13 protein-coding genes, 1 tRNA gene and 1 pseudogene are annotated in these 16,473 nt (G+C 70.3%); 9 read left to right on the top strand and 6 right to left on the bottom strand.

Annotated features, from left to right (window positions below):
- Positions 1-394, bottom strand: a pseudogene (locus CH341_RS03360) (hypothetical protein); the annotation flags it as partial.
- 160 nt (positions 395-554) lie between these two features.
- Between CH341_RS03360 and CH341_RS03365 the strand changes: the two are divergent.
- Both CH341_RS03365 and CH341_RS03370 read left to right on the top strand, forming a co-directional pair.
- A tRNA-Arg gene (locus tag CH341_RS03365) sits at positions 555-631 on the top strand.
- Positions 632-1,041: 410 nt separating this feature from the next.
- Positions 1,042-1,629: an NUDIX domain-containing protein gene (locus CH341_RS03370; RefSeq protein WP_245430852.1), complete on the top strand. Its 588-nt coding sequence runs from the start codon at positions 1,042-1,044 to the stop codon at positions 1,627-1,629.
- 15 nt (positions 1,630-1,644) lie between these two features.
- Here the strand turns inward: CH341_RS03370 and CH341_RS03375 are convergent, their stop codons facing one another.
- On the bottom strand, positions 1,645-2,508 hold the full coding sequence (locus tag CH341_RS03375; protein ID WP_111417620.1) for an alpha/beta fold hydrolase: 864 nt from the start codon (positions 2,506-2,508) through the stop codon (positions 1,645-1,647).
- 69 nt (positions 2,509-2,577) lie between these two features.
- Positions 2,578-2,841, bottom strand: a complete 264-nt coding sequence (locus CH341_RS03380; RefSeq protein WP_111417621.1) for a hypothetical protein — start codon at positions 2,839-2,841, stop codon at positions 2,578-2,580.
- 239 nt (positions 2,842-3,080) lie between these two features.
- Between CH341_RS03380 and CH341_RS03385 the strand changes: the two genes are divergently transcribed.
- On the top strand, positions 3,081-4,400 hold the full coding sequence (locus tag CH341_RS03385; protein ID WP_245430853.1) for an efflux RND transporter periplasmic adaptor subunit: 1,320 nt from the start codon (positions 3,081-3,083) through the stop codon (positions 4,398-4,400).
- Positions 4,400-7,576 carry an efflux RND transporter permease subunit gene (locus CH341_RS03390; protein ID WP_111417654.1) on the top strand — a complete coding sequence of 1,059 codons (3,177 nt, stop codon included), beginning with the start codon at positions 4,400-4,402 and terminating at the stop codon, positions 7,574-7,576. Before CH341_RS03385 ends, CH341_RS03390 begins: the two co-directional genes overlap by 1 nt.
- Here the strand turns inward: CH341_RS03390 and CH341_RS03395 are convergent, their stop codons facing one another.
- Positions 7,577-10,831, bottom strand: coding sequence for a DEAD/DEAH box helicase (locus tag CH341_RS03395; RefSeq protein ID WP_111417622.1), 3,255 nt, complete (start codon positions 10,829-10,831; stop codon positions 7,577-7,579).
- Between the two features lie 81 nt (positions 10,832-10,912).
- Complete coding sequence (locus tag CH341_RS03400; RefSeq protein WP_111417623.1) at positions 10,913-11,413, bottom strand: DUF2243 domain-containing protein; 501 nt, start codon at positions 11,411-11,413, stop codon at positions 10,913-10,915.
- A gap of 259 nt (positions 11,414-11,672) precedes the next feature.
- Between CH341_RS03400 and CH341_RS03405 the strand changes: the two genes are divergently transcribed.
- Together CH341_RS03405 and CH341_RS03410 are read left to right on the top strand one after the other, a co-directional pair.
- Positions 11,673-11,882 carry a hypothetical protein gene (locus CH341_RS03405; protein ID WP_111417624.1) on the top strand — a complete coding sequence of 70 codons (210 nt, stop codon included), beginning with the start codon at positions 11,673-11,675 and terminating at the stop codon, positions 11,880-11,882.
- Entirely contained in the window at positions 11,879-12,157 is a 279-nt protein-coding gene (locus CH341_RS03410; RefSeq protein WP_111417625.1) for a hypothetical protein, read from the top strand. The genes CH341_RS03405 and CH341_RS03410 overlap by 4 nt, the downstream gene beginning before the upstream one ends.
- A gap of 64 nt (positions 12,158-12,221) precedes the next feature.
- Here the strand turns inward: CH341_RS03410 and CH341_RS03415 are convergent, their stop codons facing one another.
- Entirely contained in the window at positions 12,222-13,136 is a 915-nt protein-coding gene (locus CH341_RS03415; protein WP_111417626.1) for a LysR family transcriptional regulator, read from the bottom strand.
- 98 nt (positions 13,137-13,234) lie between these two features.
- On the opposite strand from CH341_RS03415, the gene CH341_RS03420 reads away from it, so the two are divergent.
- The 3 genes from CH341_RS03420 to cbbX all read left to right on the top strand — a co-directional run bounded on the left by CH341_RS03420 (position 13,235) and on the right by cbbX (position 16,410).
- Positions 13,235-14,737 carry a form I ribulose bisphosphate carboxylase large subunit gene (locus CH341_RS03420; protein ID WP_210208171.1) on the top strand — a complete coding sequence of 501 codons (1,503 nt, stop codon included), beginning with the start codon at positions 13,235-13,237 and terminating at the stop codon, positions 14,735-14,737.
- A gap of 150 nt (positions 14,738-14,887) precedes the next feature.
- Positions 14,888-15,277, top strand: a complete 390-nt coding sequence (locus CH341_RS03425; RefSeq protein ID WP_111417627.1) for a ribulose bisphosphate carboxylase small subunit — start codon at positions 14,888-14,890, stop codon at positions 15,275-15,277.
- A gap of 203 nt (positions 15,278-15,480) precedes the next feature.
- On the top strand, positions 15,481-16,410 hold the full coding sequence (gene cbbX / locus CH341_RS03430; protein ID WP_111417657.1) for a CbbX protein: 930 nt from the start codon (positions 15,481-15,483) through the stop codon (positions 16,408-16,410).
- Positions 16,411-16,473: the final 63 nt, after the last annotated feature.

Consider the following 16,473-nt stretch of genomic DNA (forward strand, 5'->3'; position numbering starts at 1 on the left):
CCCAGCGGTCGGGTTGCGGCGTGCCCCGGAGCAGGGTCACGTCCCCGGGGCCGACCAGTGTCGCCAGCGCCGCGCGGGCCGCGGCACCGGCCGGGGCGTCGACGGGGGCGACCTCGATCCCGGCGAGCAGAACCTCACGCCCGTCGACGAGCAGCAGCGAGCGGCCGTCCGGTACGGCGGCGACCGTCGCGGTCGCGACCACGGCGAGGGCGCAGCCGAGCGCGCCGGGGCCGAGCGCACCGGGCGGTGCCGCCAGCGATTTGGGCAGGGCGGGCGGCGATAAGGAGGAGCCCGATGCGGGCGGGTCGGTGCGGCCGTCCGGGGCGGCCGGCTGCCCGGCCGCGGCGGCCGCGACCGAGAGGAGCATGCCGATGGCGAGGAGGAAACGTCGCATTCCGCCGGCTCGGGAAACGGGTGACTCGGCCGGAGCAGTCCCCCTGCATGGCCTCGCTGTGGCCGGTCCGCTCCATCGCCTCGGGCTGCTCGGCGGCCGGAGCGGCTCCGCTCCGCCGCAGGATGCACGAGCCCGACGATTATGCTAGTGCGAGGCCGACGGTCCCGTAGCTCAGCCGGATAGAGCAGCGGTTTCCTAAACCGAAGGTCACAGGTTCGAGTCCTGTCGGGACCGCCACTTCATCCAGAGACTTGCGCCGGAAATTCCGGCCCGGGGTCGAGCCGACCTCTCGAGCAGCATGGCGGCATCGCTGAACGTCGTTCGTCTGCGTGGATCAGTCCGCCGGACGGTCGATCGTCCCCATCGGCCCGAGCCTGAACGGCATGGAGCAGCGTCGAGCGCGGCGGCATCGAGCCGAGATCAGAACCTCTTGGGCCGCGAGACTGTTCCGGTGCGAGCGATGCGATGCACCGTCGGCGGACCGACGCGGGTGGCGCCGGTGTCGATGAGACCAGAGACGACGACGCCGCGCCCGAGGGCGAAGCATCGTCCGTTGCGGAACGATGGCGGGAGGGCGGCTGTTCACGAAACGGGCTTTGCGGTGGGTGCGGTCTCGCGCCGGACGGCCCTGTCGAGGAGTGACATCGGTGCCGGCGAGAATCCTGCGAACCCGCACGCTGTACGAGGGCTGGACCGAGATTCTCGGCGTTCGCCTGCAGCTCGAAGACGGATACGAGGTCGGCCGCGAGGTCGAGGATCATGGCAATGCGGTGGCGGTGCTGCCCTACGATCCGGAGCGCCGAACCGCGATCCTGGTGAAGCTCCTGCGCCCGCCCATCCTGATCTCCGAAGGCCGGACCGACCTGCTGGAGTGTCCGGCCGGAATGATCGAGGACGAGGAGCCGGCCGAGACGGCCCGACGGGAGGCGCTCGAAGAGACCGGGCTGCGGCTGCGGGAATTGGAGCATGCCGGCCGGGTCTGGAGCTCGCCCGGCGTGTCGACCGAGCGTCTCGACCTCTATCTGGCGAGCTACGCCGCCGCGGACCGGGTCGATCGCGGCGGTGGCGCCGCCGGCGAGCACGAGAACATACAGGTGATCGAGCTTCCCCTCGCCGAGCTGCGCCGGCTGATCGAGACCAAGCAGGTCGAGGACCTCAAGACCCTGGCGCTGCTCGCCCTGCTGATGCTGCGCAAGCCGAACCTGTTCGTCACCGAGGCGTCCGTGACCGAATGAAGACGGGGCAGCCCCCTACGCCGTCACGGCAGGCGACGAGGCGGAGGCGGCACTGACCCGGTCGATGGCGCGGGTGATGGTCCGCGGGCGGACGTGGTGGATCATATGACCGGCGTCGGCGACCCGCAGGACCGTGCACCGCGGCAGCCGCGCGCGCAGCCATTCGCCGTGCAGGTCGAAAGGTGCCACCGGATCCCTCTCACCGCCGATCACCACGGCCGGGCACGTCACCTCGTGCAGCCGCTCGCCGAGATCGGCCATGGCGGCATTGAAGCCACGCAGCTCCGCCGCCATGGCGAGAACGGCGCCGGGCTGGGCAGCGACGGCGAAAGGAAGGCGTTTCACGTGAGGCGGTACGGCGTCGGGTGCGAAAGCGGCCGCCAGCTTGCGCCCCGCGATCAACGGTGCGAGCTGCGGCAGGGCCCACCGCAGCGGGCGTCCGAGCCGCTCCATGGCGGCGAGCCGGAGGAGCGGCATGCGGGCCGGCCTGGTCGGCCGGCAGAACGGGGCGACCAGCACGAGGCCTTTGACGCAATCGGGGTGCCGATGCGCGAGCCACAGGCCCACGGCGGCGCCGAACGAGTGCGCGACCACGACGGGCGCGCCGATGTCGAGCCGCGCGATCACGCAGGCGAGCCAGTCGGCCTGGCGATCCGGGCCCATGCGGCAGGCGGGCTGCGGCTCCGACCCGCCATAGCCCGGACGATCGATCGCCAGCAGCCGATGGCCTTCGCCGGGGTTCACGAGGGGCGCCATCACCTCCTCGGCCAGGCCGCCGAGCCCGTGCAGCAGAAGCACGGGCGCACCGGCGCCGGAGACGATCACGTGCGCCGCGCCGCCCTCGGCGGCGACCGTGAGATGATGCGAACCGTAGGCCATTCGTGTGTCAGCTCCGCTCGACCCGATGTGAGCCGGATCGACGCGTCTCGGCGGTCCGCTCGGACGTGATCAGACGATTTTCCGGATCGTCGCGACCAGCTCGAGCGTGATCAGGGCCGCGAGCGCCACGGCGATCCCGGCGAGCGGCATGCAGAGAGCCTGGGCGAGCGGAGTCCCGGGCTCGATCAGATTGGCCGCGAGGAGGCAGACGAACAGAACCACGAAGCTCGCACCGACCAGGCCGTTCATCCGCTCGACGGCAGTGCTGCGGACCCGGACGCGCGTGACCGCCTCGAACAATGCGACCAGATAACGACGAACGAATTCACGCATACGGCGTCTCCATAGGTTCGGTGACGTCGAGTGTTGAACCTCGCTCGCGCGGCCGAGTTCCGGGAATGAACGTCGCACCGCGGTCTCGCGTGGGCGACATCGCGGCCTGTCAGGAGGAGATGACGACGGGCAGTCCCGCAGGCGCACGGTCCCGAAGATCGGCTGCGCCGTGGCACCAAGTCGGTGCTGCCGAGTTGACATGCGCAGGTCCCACGAGTGTCCAACACGAGACAACCCAGTTGATCCGTCGCATCGTCGTCCTCTCGGCTTCGGCGATCGTGGCGGTCGTCGCGCTGGCTTGGCTCCTCGGATGGCGCGGCCCCGGTGACGTGCTGCCCGCACGGCCGGGTGCCGACCGTCAGGCGACCGCCCCGCCGGCCGGTGCAACGGGGGCGCCGGCGCAGCCGCCGCCGACCGTTGGAGTCGTCGAGGTCTCGCCCCGCCAAGTCCCGCTGCCGGTCGCGTATGCCGGCCGTATCGGTGCTCCGCGCGATGTGGAGATCAGGCCGCGGGTCGGCGGCCTGCTGCTCAGCCGCGAGTTCGACGAAGGTGCCGGGGTCAAGGATGGGCAGGTGCTGTTCCGCATCGATCCCGCGACCTTCCGGGTCGCGCTCGCCCGCGCCGAGGCGCAACTCGCACAAGCCCGGGCGGCGGTGCGACAGGCCGAGGACAACTATGCCCGTGTCTCCGAGCTGCGGCAGCGCAACGTCGCCTCCGAGCAGCAGCTCGAGCAGGCGACCGGGACCCGTGACCAGGCGCGTGCCGCCGTCGATCTCGCCCAGGCGGAGGTCGAGGCCGCGCGCCTCAACCTCGACTACACGACCATCGTGTCGCCCGTGGCCGGCGTCACCGCGCTGACCTCTCCGGCGGTCGGCAGCCTGATCCAGCCGCAGCAGACCCTTCTGACGACGATCACGCCGCTCGATCCCGCTTACGTGAACTTCTCGTTCACGGACCAGGAGGCTCAGGATTTTCGCGAGTTGAACGAACACCGGGCCAAACCGATCTCGGAGAAGGATCTCACGGTCGAGCTGCGCTTCGGCGACCGGAGCCGCTACGACAAGCCCGGCCGCATCGACACGGCGGCGCAGCGGGTCGACCAGCAGACCGGCACCATCCAGGCGCGGGCCGTCTTCCCCAATCCGGACGGCGTGTTGTTGCCGGGGCAGTTCGTCCGCGTCGTGATTCGCGGCGTCACCTTGCCGGATGCCCTGGTGGTCCCCGAGCGCGCCGTGTCGCAAGGCCCGCAGGGTGCGTCCGTCTACGTCGTGACGGCCGCGAATGTCGCGGAGGCACGGCCGGTCCGGCTCGGCCAGGAGGTGCGGGACGGATTTGTCGTGACCTCGGGACTGCAGCCCGGGGAGAGAGTCGTGGTCGACGGCGTCGTCCGGGTGAAGCCCGGCCAGCTGGTCCGGGCCGTACCGGCCAAGCCGTCACCGGAGGGAGGTGCCGCAGCCGCGCAATCGTCCGAAGGAGCACCGGCGACGACCGGATCGGCCGGCGTCGGCTCGCCCGACGGCAGCACCGGCGGCGCGAAACGCTCCGGGGCGCGGCCGTGATCTCCAAGTTCTTCATCGACCGACCGGTCTTCGCGACCGTGCTGTCCATCGTGATCGTGCTGGCGGGGCTCGTCGCGGTCCGGGTGTTGCCGGTCGAGCAGTATCCTCCGATCGTGCCGCCGGAGGTGATCGTCACGGCGACCTATCCGGGCGCCGACGCGCAGACCATCGCCGAGACGGTCGCGGCGCCGCTCGAGCAGCAGATCAACGGCGTCGAGCGCATGATCTACATGCGCTCCACCGCGACCGGCACCGGTACGATGCGGATTTCGGTCTCCTTCGAGATCGGCACGGATCCGGACCAGGCGACCATCAACGTCAACAACCGGGTGCAACGCGCCACCGTGCTGCTGCCCGAAGAGGTGCGGCGTCAGGGCGTCACGGTGGCCAAGCGGTCGAGCTCGATCCTGCAGGTCGTCAGCATGTCGTCGCCGGGAGGCCGCTACGACACCATCTTCATCTCCAATTATGCGCTGGTGAACGTCATCGACGAGCTGCGCCGCACGCCGGGCGTCGGCGACGCCTCGCTGTTCGGCGCCTCCGACTACTCGATGCGCATCTGGCTGCGGCCCGACAAGGTGGCGCAGTACAATCTGACGCCGAGCGACATCGCCGCCGCCATCCGGGAGCAGAACTCGCAGTTCGCGGCAGGCCGCTTCGGCGAGGAGCCGCTGCGCGGCGCGCAGGCCTTCACCTATTCGGTGACGACGCAGGGTCGCTTCGCCGATCCCAAGGAGTTCGAGAACATCATCATCCGCTCCGATCCGAACGGGGCGGCGCTGCGCGTCAAGGACATCGCCCGGGTCGAGCTCGGCTCGCAGAACTACTCGACGGTGGCGACGCTCAACGGCGCCCCGGCGGTGCCGATCGGCGTCTATCTGCAGCCCGGCGCCAACGCCCTCCAGGTCGCCAATGCCGTGAACGCCACCATGGAGCGGCTGGCGCAGCGCTTCCCCGAGGGGCTGCGCTACGACGTGCCGTTCAACACCACCCGCTTCATCCAGGCCTCCGTCGAGGAGGTGGCCAAGACCTTCGCCGAGGCGATCGCGCTGGTCGTCGCGGTGGTGTTCCTGTTCCTGCAGAACTGGCGCGCCACCCTGATCCCGGTGCTGGCCGTGCCGGTGTCGATCATCGGCACCTTCGCCGGCATGTATGCGCTCGGCTTCTCGATCAACCTGTTCACGCTGTTCGGCCTGATCCTCGCCATCGGCATCGTCGTCGACGACGCCATCGTGGTGCTGGAGAACGTCGAGCGCATCATGACGACCGAGCGCAAGAGCCCGTACGACGCCGCCGTGCAGGCCATGCAGGAGGTGTCCGGCCCGGTGGTCGCCATCGTGCTGGTGCTGGTCGCCGTGTTCGTCCCGGTGTCGTTCCTGGGCGGGCTGGCGGGCGAGCTCTACCGCCAGTTCGCCGTCACCATCGCGGTGTCGGTCGTCATCTCCGGCATCGTCGCGCTCACTCTGACGCCGGCGCTCTGCGCCCTCCTGCTGAAGCCGGGCCATCGCGAGCCGTGGCTTCCGTTCCGCTGGTTCAACCGGGTCTTCGGCGCGGTGACGGCGCGCTACACGGCCGGCGTGGGCTTCTTCCTCCGTCACGCGGCACTGGCGCTCGCTCTCGTCGCCGTGATGCTCGGCGCGACCTGGCTCCTGTTCCAGCGCGTCCCCGGCGCGCTGGTGCCGGCCGAGGACCAGGGCTACGTCTTCCTCGTCACCCAGCTCCCGCCCGCTGCGGCGCTCGACCGTACGCTCGCCGTGACCGAGAAGGTCACGGCGGGCGCGCGGGAGAACCCGGCCGTCGCCGACATCATCACGCTCGCCGGCTTCGATTTCCTCGCCGGCGCCCAGAAGACGAATTCGGGCGTCTCGTTCGTGTCGTTGAAGGACTGGGCCGAGCGCACCGATCCGGCGCTCGACGCCCGCGCATTGCCACGGGCCTTCGCGGCGCTGAACGCCCGCTTCCTCGACGGCGTCGTCGTCAGCTTCAATCCGCCGCCCATCCAGGGCATCTCGACGACGGGCGGCATCGAGGCCTACTTGCAGGACCGGTCCGGCGGCAGCCTGGAGAGCCTGAACCAGGCCGTGCAGCGCGTGGTCGCGGCCGCTGGCGCGCGGCCCGAGCTGACCGGCGTGTCGACCACCTTCTCGACCGGCACGCCGCAATACCGCGTGACGGTGGATCGCGAGAAGGCGAAGGCGCTGGGCGTGCCGATCGCCTCGCTGTTCGACACCATGCAGAGCTCGTTCGGCAGCCTCTACGTCAACGACTTCACGCTGTTCGGCCGCACCTTCCGGGTGACGCTGTCGTCGGAGGGCGCGTTCCGCGAGTCGCCGGACGACCTCCGGCACGTCTTCGTGCGCTCGGAGCGCGGCGCCATGGTGCCGCTCACCGCCCTCGTCACGGTCTCGCGCACGACCGGCCCCGACGTGGTGGAGCGCTTCAACGTCTTCCCGGCTGCGCGCCTCCAGGCGAGCCCGGCACCCGGCTACTCGTCCGGTCAGGCCATCGCGGCGATCCAGCAGGTGGTCGCCGAGACGCTGTCGGCCGACTACACGATCGGCTGGACCGGTGCGGCGTATCAGGAGATCCAGACGGCCGGCACCGGCTATCTGGGCTTCCTGTTCGGCATCGTGATGGTGTTCCTGATCCTGGCGGCCCAGTACGAGCGGTGGAGCCTGCCGCTCGCCGTGGTCACGGCCGTGCCCTTCGCGGTGTTCGGAGCGATCGTGGCGATCTGGCTGCGCGGCATCGAGAACGACGTGTATTTCCAGGTCGGCCTCATCACCCTGATCGGGCTTTCGGCCAAGAACGCCGTCCTGATCGTCGAGTTCGCCTCGGAGCGCCAGCGCGCCGGTCGGCCGGCCGTCGAGGCCGCCCTCGAAGCGGCGCAGTTGCGCTTCCGGCCGATCGTGATGACGTCGCTCGCCTTCATCCTCGGCGTGGTGCCGCTCGCCGTGGCGGCGGGCGCCGGCTCGGCGAGCCGTCATTCGGTCGGCACCGGCGTGATCGGAGGCATGCTGGCCGCCACCTTCCTGGCGATCCTGTTCGTGCCGTTGTTCTTCCGGCTGGTACAGCGGAACGCCCCGCCGCAGCCGGCGGAGCCGGACGCCGCCTCACATCCTGCCACGGCGGACGCGGCCCCGGGTGCGGAGCTGCCACGCCGAGGCCGGGCGTGATCAGCCGGCGATCTCGTCGAGGAGCGCCATCAGGGTCTCCAGCCGATTTCCCGCATCCGTCGGCACGTCGGCGATCAGACGTTCGCCGCTCCGTCGCAATCCGCAGCGGCTCGCATGTTGCGCATCCAGCCGACAGTCCGGGCGCAACGTCAGGGCGATCGCCTGCGGACCCGCGTCGATCCGCGTGAGACCCAGCGCCCGGCAGCGCAGCCGGACACGCGCCAGGGTGAGAAGGTCGAGCAGCTCGCCGGGCGCCTCGCCGAAACGGTCCTCGATCTCGGCCTCGATCTGGTCGAGGTCGTCCTCGTGCCGGGCCTTGGCGAGCCGGGCATAGAGCGCGAGCCGCGTGTCGGCGTCGGGCACGAGGTCCGGCGGGATTCGCCCGCCGATCTCGACATGCAGCTCCGGGATGATCTCGTCGGGCAGCGTCTCGCCGCGGGCCTGCCGCAGTGCGCGGTCCAGCAGATCCGCGTAGAGTTCCGACCCGGCGATCTCGATGTGCCCGGCCTGGTCTTCGCCGAACAGGGCGCCGGCGCCGCGGAGATCGAGGTCGCGGGCGCTCAAGGCGAAGCCGGCGCCGAGCCCGGAGGCGTCGCGGATGGCGGCGAGCCGCTTCTCCGTGGCGGCCGTCTTCGACTGATCCGGATCGGAGAGGAAGTACGCGAACGCTCGCCTGGCGCCCCGCCCGACGCGCCCCCGGAGCTGATGAAGCTGGGTGAGCCCGAACCGGTCCGGCCGCCAGATCAGGATGGTGTTGGCACGCGGCAGGTCGAGCCCGCTCTCGATGATGTTGGTGGCGAGCAGGATGTCGCCTTCGCCGCCGGCGAACCGCACCAGGGCGTCGTCGATGTCGGCGGCCGCCATGCGGCCGTGGATGGTGAGCACGGCGAGATCCGGCACGATACCGGCCAGCCGTTCGGCCATGCTCGGGATGTCCTCGATGCGGGGGCAGACGGCGAGAGACTGGCCGCCGCGCCGGCGTTCATAGCGCAACGCCGCCGCCACCGTCGCATCGTCGAAATCGCGGACGATGCTGCGGACGGGCAATCGTCGCGCCGGCGGCGTCGCGATCGTGCTGAGCTCCTGCAGGCCCAAGGTCGCCATCCGCAAGGTGCGCGGGATCGGGGTCGCCGAAAGGGTCAGCATGTGCACGCCCTCGGCCAAAGCGCGCAGCCTGCCCTTCTCGCGCACGCCGAACCGGTGCTCCTCGTCGATGACGACCAGGCCGAGATCGGCGAAGCGCACGCCCTTTCCGGCGATCGCATGGGTGCCGACCACGAGGCGAAGCGAGCCGTCCGCAAGCTTCGTCTTCACCTCACGCGCTTCGGCGGGTCGGGCCACCCGGGACAGATGTCCCACCGCGATGCCGAGCGCGGCGAAGCGGCGGCGGAACGTCTCGGCATGCTGGGCCGCCAGCACCGTGGTCGGCGCCACCACGGCCACCTGCTTGCCGGCCAGCACGGTCGCGGCCGCCGCACGCAGCGCCACCTCGGTCTTGCCGAAGCCGACGTCGCCGCACACCAGCCGGTCCATCGGACGGCCCGACGCGAGATCGTCGAGCACGGCTTCGGTGGCGGCGCTCTGGTCGGCGGTCGGCAGGAACGAGAAGCCGGAGGCGAACCGCTCGTACTCGGCCACTGCCGGCCGCAACGCCGGCGCGGTCCGCGCCTCCCGCTCCGCCGCCAGCGCCACCATCTTCTGTGCCGTCTCGCCGATCTCGCTCCACAGCCGGGCGGACCGTCGGCTCCAGGTGGTGCCGTCGGCGTTGTCGAGCGTGAGACTCTCCGGATCGCCGCCATGCCGCCAGACAGCGGCGAGCTCCTGGACCGGCAGCAGCACGTCCGTGTCGTCGGCGTAGCGAAGCCGGACCATGTCGGTCGCGGCGGCGTCCGCCGCCTCGACGGTTTCGAGGCCGGTCAGCACGCCGAGGCCGCGGGCGAGGTGGAGGACGGTGTCACCGGCCTGCAGCCGTTCGACCTCCGGCTGGATCGCCGCCGCCCTGATGCCGAACGGGGCGTCGTGGCGGGCCCGGCTTCCCAGCAGGTCGGCAGCCGCGATCACGGTGACGTCGGCGACGGGCGAGACGAAGCCGGCCTCGAGATCGGCGCGCAGCGACAGCACGGCTCCCTTCGGCGCGGCCAGGACGTCGGCCCAGGACGAGACCTGCGTGACCGGCGATGCGCCGGCGCGCCGCAGGCGACTTTCGCTGGCTCGCCGGTCATGCGCGTCGGCCGCCGTCAGAACGAGGGTCCGGCCGGCCTTCGCCGTTCCGGCGACGAACTCGCGGAGCAGCCGCTGCTGCGATCGCTCGGCCGCGAACAGCGGCACGCGCTGCTCGGCCGCGGGCGGGACGTCGGCGAGGACCAGGGTGTCGGGGCGCTTCGACGCGGCCTGCCAAGCCGCCCGGTCCAGGTAGAACTGGTCGGGCGGCATCGGCGGGCGCATGTCGCGTGCCAGCCCGGCCGGAAGTGTGCGACGCGTCTGGTAGGCGTCGCGCACGGATTGCAGGAACGTCGACGCCCGGGCGTCGGCCTTCGCGTCGGCGATGATCAGCGCTTTCGGGACGTAATCGAAGACGCTGGCCGCGGCCTGCTCGTCCGTCCCGACGCAGCCTTCCGAGGCGACGTCCAGCACGAACTCGGCGAGATCGCCGGTGCTGCGCTGGGTGAGGGGATCATAAGCCGACAGCCCGAGGATACGGCCGTCCTCGTGCTCGATCCGGACCGGGCCGATCGCACCGGCCGGGAAGACGTCGATCATCTGGCCCTGCAGGTTGGCCTCGCCCGGATCGTCGACGCGCGCATCGAGGTCGTAGCCGGCACGTTCGAGAAACTCGCGCAGCGCCGTGAGGTCGAGCGGCTGCCCGACCTTCAGCGGGAAAACGGCGTCGGTCCATGCCTCCCGCGGCGGAATGCGCTGCAGCACCGCGTCGGACGTCGCGACCACGATGGCGCGGGATCCCTGTGCGAGGCGCCGCAGCACCGAGGCGCGCCGTCCGGCGATGTCCCGCGACGGCACGATCCCGTCATAGGGCAGCACGTCGGTGCGCGGCAGGACCATGGCGCCGCAGCCGGGATCGAAGGCGTGCAGGATCGCGCCGAGCATCTCGGCCCGCCGTTCGCTCGCCAGCAGGACGACGACTGTAGCGTCGTCTCGGCGGGACAGCGCGAGCTCGGCGATCGCGCCGAGCGGCGAGTCGGAGACGACGGCCTGCTGCCGGAGCGGCGGGTTCGGCGACGTTGAGCGGGCGGGCATGGGCTCGTGGCAGGCTCGGAGGTGGTCTCTGACAAGCCCGGAGCGGCCCGCAGGTTCAGATCCTCGGAGGAGCCCGCGCATTCAGCGGCTGCGGGTCTCGTCCCGGCGTCCGCGCGCCAGCAGGGCAAGCCCGCCGATCAGCATGGCGGCCCCCCATACGAGAAAGCCGATGTCCCAGGCCAGCCAATGCTCGCGCGGCGCCGTCTCGTTGACATGGTGGATTCCGAGAATCTGATGATTGATCAGCCCCTCGACGAGGTTGAACGCACCGAGGCCGATCAGCATGGTCGCGACCAGCAGCTTGTTCGACCAGTACAGGTGCCGGCGATGCGCCGAGCGCCACAGCAGGATCAGGCCGACCACGACGAACACGTAGGTGGTGCTGTGGAAGAGGCCGTCCCACAGCGTGTTCCGACGCAGATTGTCGACGCTGTCCGGCGGGTAGTGGCTGCTCACCATGTGGTGCCACTGCAGCACCTGGTGCAGCACGATGCCGTCGAAGAACCCGCCGAGCCCGAGGCCGAAGAAGATCCCGGCTGCGACAGGGAAGCGTCGGTCCACGGGTGCCGTCGCGTCGGTCATTGCATACTCACGAGCCGGTCAGGCGGGGGTTCGTCCGTGCCGCCGAGAACGACGGTGAAGCGAGGCGAGAACGTCTTGCTGAAGACCAGAGAAGCAACCGCGAGGCGCCGCGCGGGGTTCCGGCGCGACCAGCACGCGCAGTGTCACGCCGAAGCACAGTGCCGGGAGCGATTGTGGTGCGCGAACGTGCCCTGGAACGTCGGGCCCGAACCCGCGTTACGGAGCTGACTGGAGAGATCGACAAGAAGGAAGAACAACAATGCCGGCGCAGCTGATCGTTCTGGACGAGCGCAGAAACGAGGTGCAGCGCGACCTCGTCTTCGGCCTGGACGTCTTTTCCCACGCTCAGGAGCTGATCGACGACAACGGCTGGGACGAGAACTACCGCTACCGCATCGTCTCCGACATCGACGTCGCGGCCGAATACACGCGAGCCGAGGTGAAGCTCCGGGCGTGCCGGCCGAAATGAGCCGCGCCCCCGTCGCCTCGGCCGGCGAGCCTGGGTCCGACCCGCTCGGGCCCGAGGCCGAAGCGACGCTGGACCGGCTCGCTCGTGCCGAGGTCGCCGTGGTGGAAAGCGTGCGTCAGCTGAACGCTCAGCGTCTCCGGCTCGCCGAGCTGGCGCATGGCGACGAGGACGGGTCGGGAGAGGCGAGATCGTCCGCCGAGCGTCTTCTGCGCGCGTTGGAGACTCTCGTCGCGCTGCACGTCGCCGAACGCGACCGGCTTCGACGCGCGCTCTGATCGCCGGCCGGACCGACTCGGCCTCACAGGCTCGATCGCGCGACAGCCGGGGTGCCGTCGGCCGTCACGGCGCCAGCGGCGTCGGCAGGAACGAGGCGCCCTCGGCGACCACGAAGGCCTGCAAGGCCTTGGCGGCCGGCATCAGGCGGCGCGCCTTGGGACGGACCACGTACCAGTTGCGCAGGAGCGGCGTGCCGGCGATGTCGAGCACCACCAGCCGGCCGTCGGCGAGTTCGGCCGCGATCGTGTGGGCCGAGATGAAGGCGAGGCCGAGGCCCGCCATCACGGCCTGCTTGATCGTCTCGTTGGAGCCGATCTCCATGCCGATGGTCGGTTGAAGCTTCGCCTTGGCGAAGAACGCCTCCATCAGGGTGCGGGTGCCGGAGCCGACCTCCCGGACCAGGAACGTCTCCGCCGCCAGCGCGCCGGGCTGGAGCCGCGCCGTGCCGGCGAGCGGATGGTCGGGGGGCGCCACGATCACGTGCGGATGCGGTCCGATCAGGTCGCTTTCGACCTCGCCCTCCGGCGGCCGGCCCATCACGCAGACGTCGAACTGGCCGCCCTCGAACTGAGCGACGATGTCGCGCCGGTTTCCGACCACGAGCTGCAGCTCGATCCTCGGATGCCGTCGGGCGAAGGCCGCCAGCATCCGGGGCGCGAAATACTTGGCGGTCGACACGACGCCGACCGTCACCCGGCCGGTCTCCAGCCCTTCCAGCGCCAGCAGCGCGTCGCGGCACTCGGCGAGCGCTGCCTCGATCCGGCGCGCCGCCAGCAGCACCTCGCGGCCCGCCGCCGTCGGTGTCAGCCCACGGCCGTCGCGGTCGAACAACGGCAGCCCGATCTCCTGCTCGAGCTGGCGCATCTGCATGGTCACGGCCGGCGGCGTGATGTTGTTCGCCTCGGCCGCGGCCGTGAAGCTGCCGAGCCGCGCGGCGCTCTCGAGGAGGCGGAGATGCTTCAGGGTCACGTTGCGCATGAGTTCAGAATATCTGAAATCGTCGTTCAGGACATTCAAATTTACTTATTTCCCGGGCGGACGCAATCTGGCCGCAACAGAGACGCCAGGAGCCCACCATGACCGTCACGACGCTCGCCCCGCCGACCACCGGTGCCGCCGGTGATGCCCCGACCGGGCTCATCACGGACGCCAAGAAGCGCTACGCCGCCGGCGTGCTGAAATACGCGCAGATGGGCTACTGGGACGGCGACTACGAGCCGAAGGAGACGGATCTCCTGGCGGTGTTCCGCATCACCCCGCAGGAGGGCGTCGACCCGGTCGAGGCCGCCGCGGCCGTCGCGGGCGAAAGCTCCACCGCGACCTGGACCGTGGTGTGGACCGACCGCCTGACCGCCTGCGACAGCTATCGGGGCAAGGCCTACAAGGTGGAGCCGGTGCCGGGCCAGCCGGGCCAGTATTTCGTCTACATCGCCTACGACCTGATCCTGTTCGAGGAAGGCTCGATCGCCAACCTCACGGCGTCGATCATCGGCAACGTGTTCTCGTTCAAGCCGCTCAAGGCCGCGCGGCTGGAGGACATGCGGCTGCCGGCCGCCTATGTGAAAACGTTCAAGGGCCCGCCGACCGGCATCGTGGTCGAGCGCGAGCGTCTCGGCTGCTTCGGCCGTCCGCTGCTCGGCGCCACCATCAAGCCGAAGCTCGGCCTGTCCGGCAAGAATTACGGCCGCGTCGTCTACGAGGCGTTGCGCGGCGGCCTCGACTTCACCAAGGACGACGAGAACATCAACTCGCAGCCCTTCATGCACTGGCGCGACCGCTTCCTCTACTGCATGGAGGGCGTCAACCTGGCGATGGCGCGCACCGGCGAGGTGAAGGGCCACTACCTCAACGTCACGGCCGGTACCATGGAGGAGATGTACCGGCGCGCCGAGTTCGCCAAGCAGCTCGGGTCGGTCATCGTGATGGTGGATCTGGTCATCGGCTGGACCGCGATCCAGTCGATGGCCGAGTGGGCGCGCGCCAACGACATGATCCTCCACATGCACCGCGCCGGCCACGGCACCTACACGCGGCAGAAGAGCCACGGCGTGTCGTTTCGGGTGATCGCCAAGTGGCTGCGCTTGGCGGGCGTCGACCATCTGCATGCCGGCACGGCGGTCGGCAAGCTGGAAGGCGATCCGATGACCGTGCAGGGCTACTACAACATCTGCCGCGAGCGGGTGAACGCCGTCGATCTGCCGCGTGGCCTGTTCTTCGAGCAGGACTGGGCCGACATCCGCCGCGTCATGCCGGTCGCCTCGGGCGGCATCCATGCCGGGCAGATGCACCAGCTCATCGACCTGTTCGGCGACGACGTGGTGCTGCAGTTCGGCGGCGGCACCATCGGCCACCCGATGGGGATCGAGGCCGGCGCCATCGCCAACCGCGTGGCGCTGGAGGCCATGGTGCTGGCCCGCAACGAGGGCCGCGAGATTCTCTCCGAGGGCCCGGAGATTCTCCAGGCCGCGGCCAAGTGGTGCAAGCCGCTGGAGGCGGCGCTGCACACCTGGGGCTCGGTGACTTTCGACTACACCTCGACCGACACCTCGGACTTCGTCCCGACCGCCTCGGTGGCATGATCATTCTGGTCATTCCGGGACGGCGCGAAGCGCCGGACCCGGAATCCAGAGGCGAGCACCGAGTTCATGGCTGGATTCCGGGTTCGCGCCCTGCGGCGCGCCCCGGAATGACGGACACCCAATTCGTCGCAACGCGACCAGGAGACACCGATGCCGAAGATCACCCAGGGCGCCTTCTCGTTCCTGCCCGACCTGACGGACGATCAGATCGCCGCGCAGATCCAGTACGCGCTGGACCAGGGCTGGGCCGTGAGCCTGGAGTTCACCGACGATCCGCACCCGCGCAACACCTATTGGGACATGTGGGGCACGCCGATGTTCGACCTGCGCGACGCCGCCGGCGTCATGGGCGAGCTGAAGGCCTGCCGCACCGCCAATCCGGACAGCTACATCCGCCTCTCGGCCTTCGACTCGACCCGCGGCTGGGAGACGGTGCGGCTCGCCTTCATGGTCCACCGGCCGACGCAGGAGGCGAAGTTCCGCCTGGAGCGCACCGAAGGCCCGGGGCGGGTGCAGCACTACTCGGTGGTGCGGGCGTGATGCTGCTCCGCGCTCGAGCCGACATATGACGAGTGCGCCAGTTCCGTCCTCACCCTGAGGAGGCTGCGAAGCAGCCGTCTCGAAGGGCGAGGGCGGCCCCGGCGGCAGCGCCGGGTGGCCGCATGGTTCGAGACGCGGCCTTCGGCCGCTCCTCACCCTGAGGGGATGGGTTGGGACGCGATGAGTTCGACGTGGAGGGCGGCATGACCATCGGCACGATCGAGACGGGGCAGGCGGTGCCGGTCGTGGGCGCCGAGACGCCGGCCGCGAGCGCCCGCATCGACCTCAAGGCGCTCTACCACGACACCCAGATCGACGCGGTGCTGGCGGAGCTCGACGCCGCGCTGATCGGGCTGAAGCCGGTGAAGCGCCGCATCCGCGAGATCGCCGCCTATCTGCTGGTCGACAAGGCGCGCCGGTCGCTCGGGCTGGCGGCGACGCCGCCGACCCTGCACATGGCCTTCACGGGGAATCCCGGCACCGGCAAGACCACGGTGGCGCTACGCATGGCGTCGATCCTGCATCGCCTCGGCTATGTGAGGAAGGGCCATCTCGTCTCGGTGACGCGTGACGACCTGGTCGGCCAGTATATCGGCCACACGGCGCCGAAGACCAAGGAGGTCCTCAAGCGCGCCATGGGCGGCGTCCTGTTCATCGACGAGGCCTATTATCTGTACCGGCCCGAGAACGAGAAGGACTACGGCCAGGAGGCGATCGAGATCCTGCTCCAGGTGATGGAGAACCAGCGCGAGGACCTCGTCGTGATCCTGGCCGGCTACGGCGACCGCATGGAGACCTTCTTCTCGGCCAATCCGGGGTTCCGCTCGCGCATCGCGCACCACATCGACTTTCCCGATTACGAGGACGCCGAGCTGGTCGCCATCACGGAGACGCTCGCGGCCGCCGAGGGCTATCGCTTCGACGACGGGGCGCGGGCCGCGCTGGTCGACTACGTCACGGCGCGCCGGCGGCGGCCCTCGTTCGCGAACGCACGATCCATGCGCAACGCCTTCGACCGGGCGCGGCTGCGCCAGGCGATGCGGCTGTTCGAGGCGGACGCGCCGGTCGACGGGGAGGCGTTGCGGACCATCACGGCGGCGGAAATCCGCGCCAGCCGGGTTTTTTCGGACTGACTTTCGGGCCGGCGCCGCGACAATGGCGCTGGACGCTCGCGGCGAGGCGACGGGACGGGGACG

Source organism: Rhodoplanes roseus (assembly GCF_003258865.1).
Lineage (GTDB): Bacteria > Pseudomonadota > Alphaproteobacteria > Rhizobiales > Xanthobacteraceae > Rhodoplanes > Rhodoplanes roseus.

What these genes read in the sequence shown, in the direction of transcription:
- CH341_RS03375 (WP_111417620.1), bottom strand. Translation starts at nt 2,508, where the DNA reads ATGGCCTACGGTTCGCATCATCTCACGGTCGCCGCCGAGGGCGGCGCG.
- CH341_RS03380 (WP_111417621.1), bottom strand. Translation starts at nt 2,841, where the DNA reads ATGCGTGAATTCGTTCGTCGTTATCTGGTCGCATTGTTCGAGGCGGTC.
- CH341_RS03395 (WP_111417622.1), bottom strand. Translation starts at nt 10,831, where the DNA reads ATGCCCGCCCGCTCAACGTCGCCGAACCCGCCGCTCCGGCAGCAGGCC.
- CH341_RS03400 (WP_111417623.1), bottom strand. Translation starts at nt 11,413, where the DNA reads ATGACCGACGCGACGGCACCCGTGGACCGACGCTTCCCTGTCGCAGCC.
- CH341_RS03405 (WP_111417624.1), top strand. Translation starts at nt 11,673, where the DNA reads ATGCCGGCGCAGCTGATCGTTCTGGACGAGCGCAGAAACGAGGTGCAG.
- CH341_RS03410 (WP_111417625.1), top strand. Translation starts at nt 11,879, where the DNA reads ATGAGCCGCGCCCCCGTCGCCTCGGCCGGCGAGCCTGGGTCCGACCCG.
- CH341_RS03415 (WP_111417626.1), bottom strand. Translation starts at nt 13,136, where the DNA reads ATGCGCAACGTGACCCTGAAGCATCTCCGCCTCCTCGAGAGCGCCGCG.
- CH341_RS03420 (WP_210208171.1), top strand. Translation starts at nt 13,235, where the DNA reads ATGACCGTCACGACGCTCGCCCCGCCGACCACCGGTGCCGCCGGTGAT.
- CH341_RS03425 (WP_111417627.1), top strand. Translation starts at nt 14,888, where the DNA reads ATGCCGAAGATCACCCAGGGCGCCTTCTCGTTCCTGCCCGACCTGACG.
- cbbX (WP_111417657.1), top strand. Translation starts at nt 15,481, where the DNA reads ATGACCATCGGCACGATCGAGACGGGGCAGGCGGTGCCGGTCGTGGGC.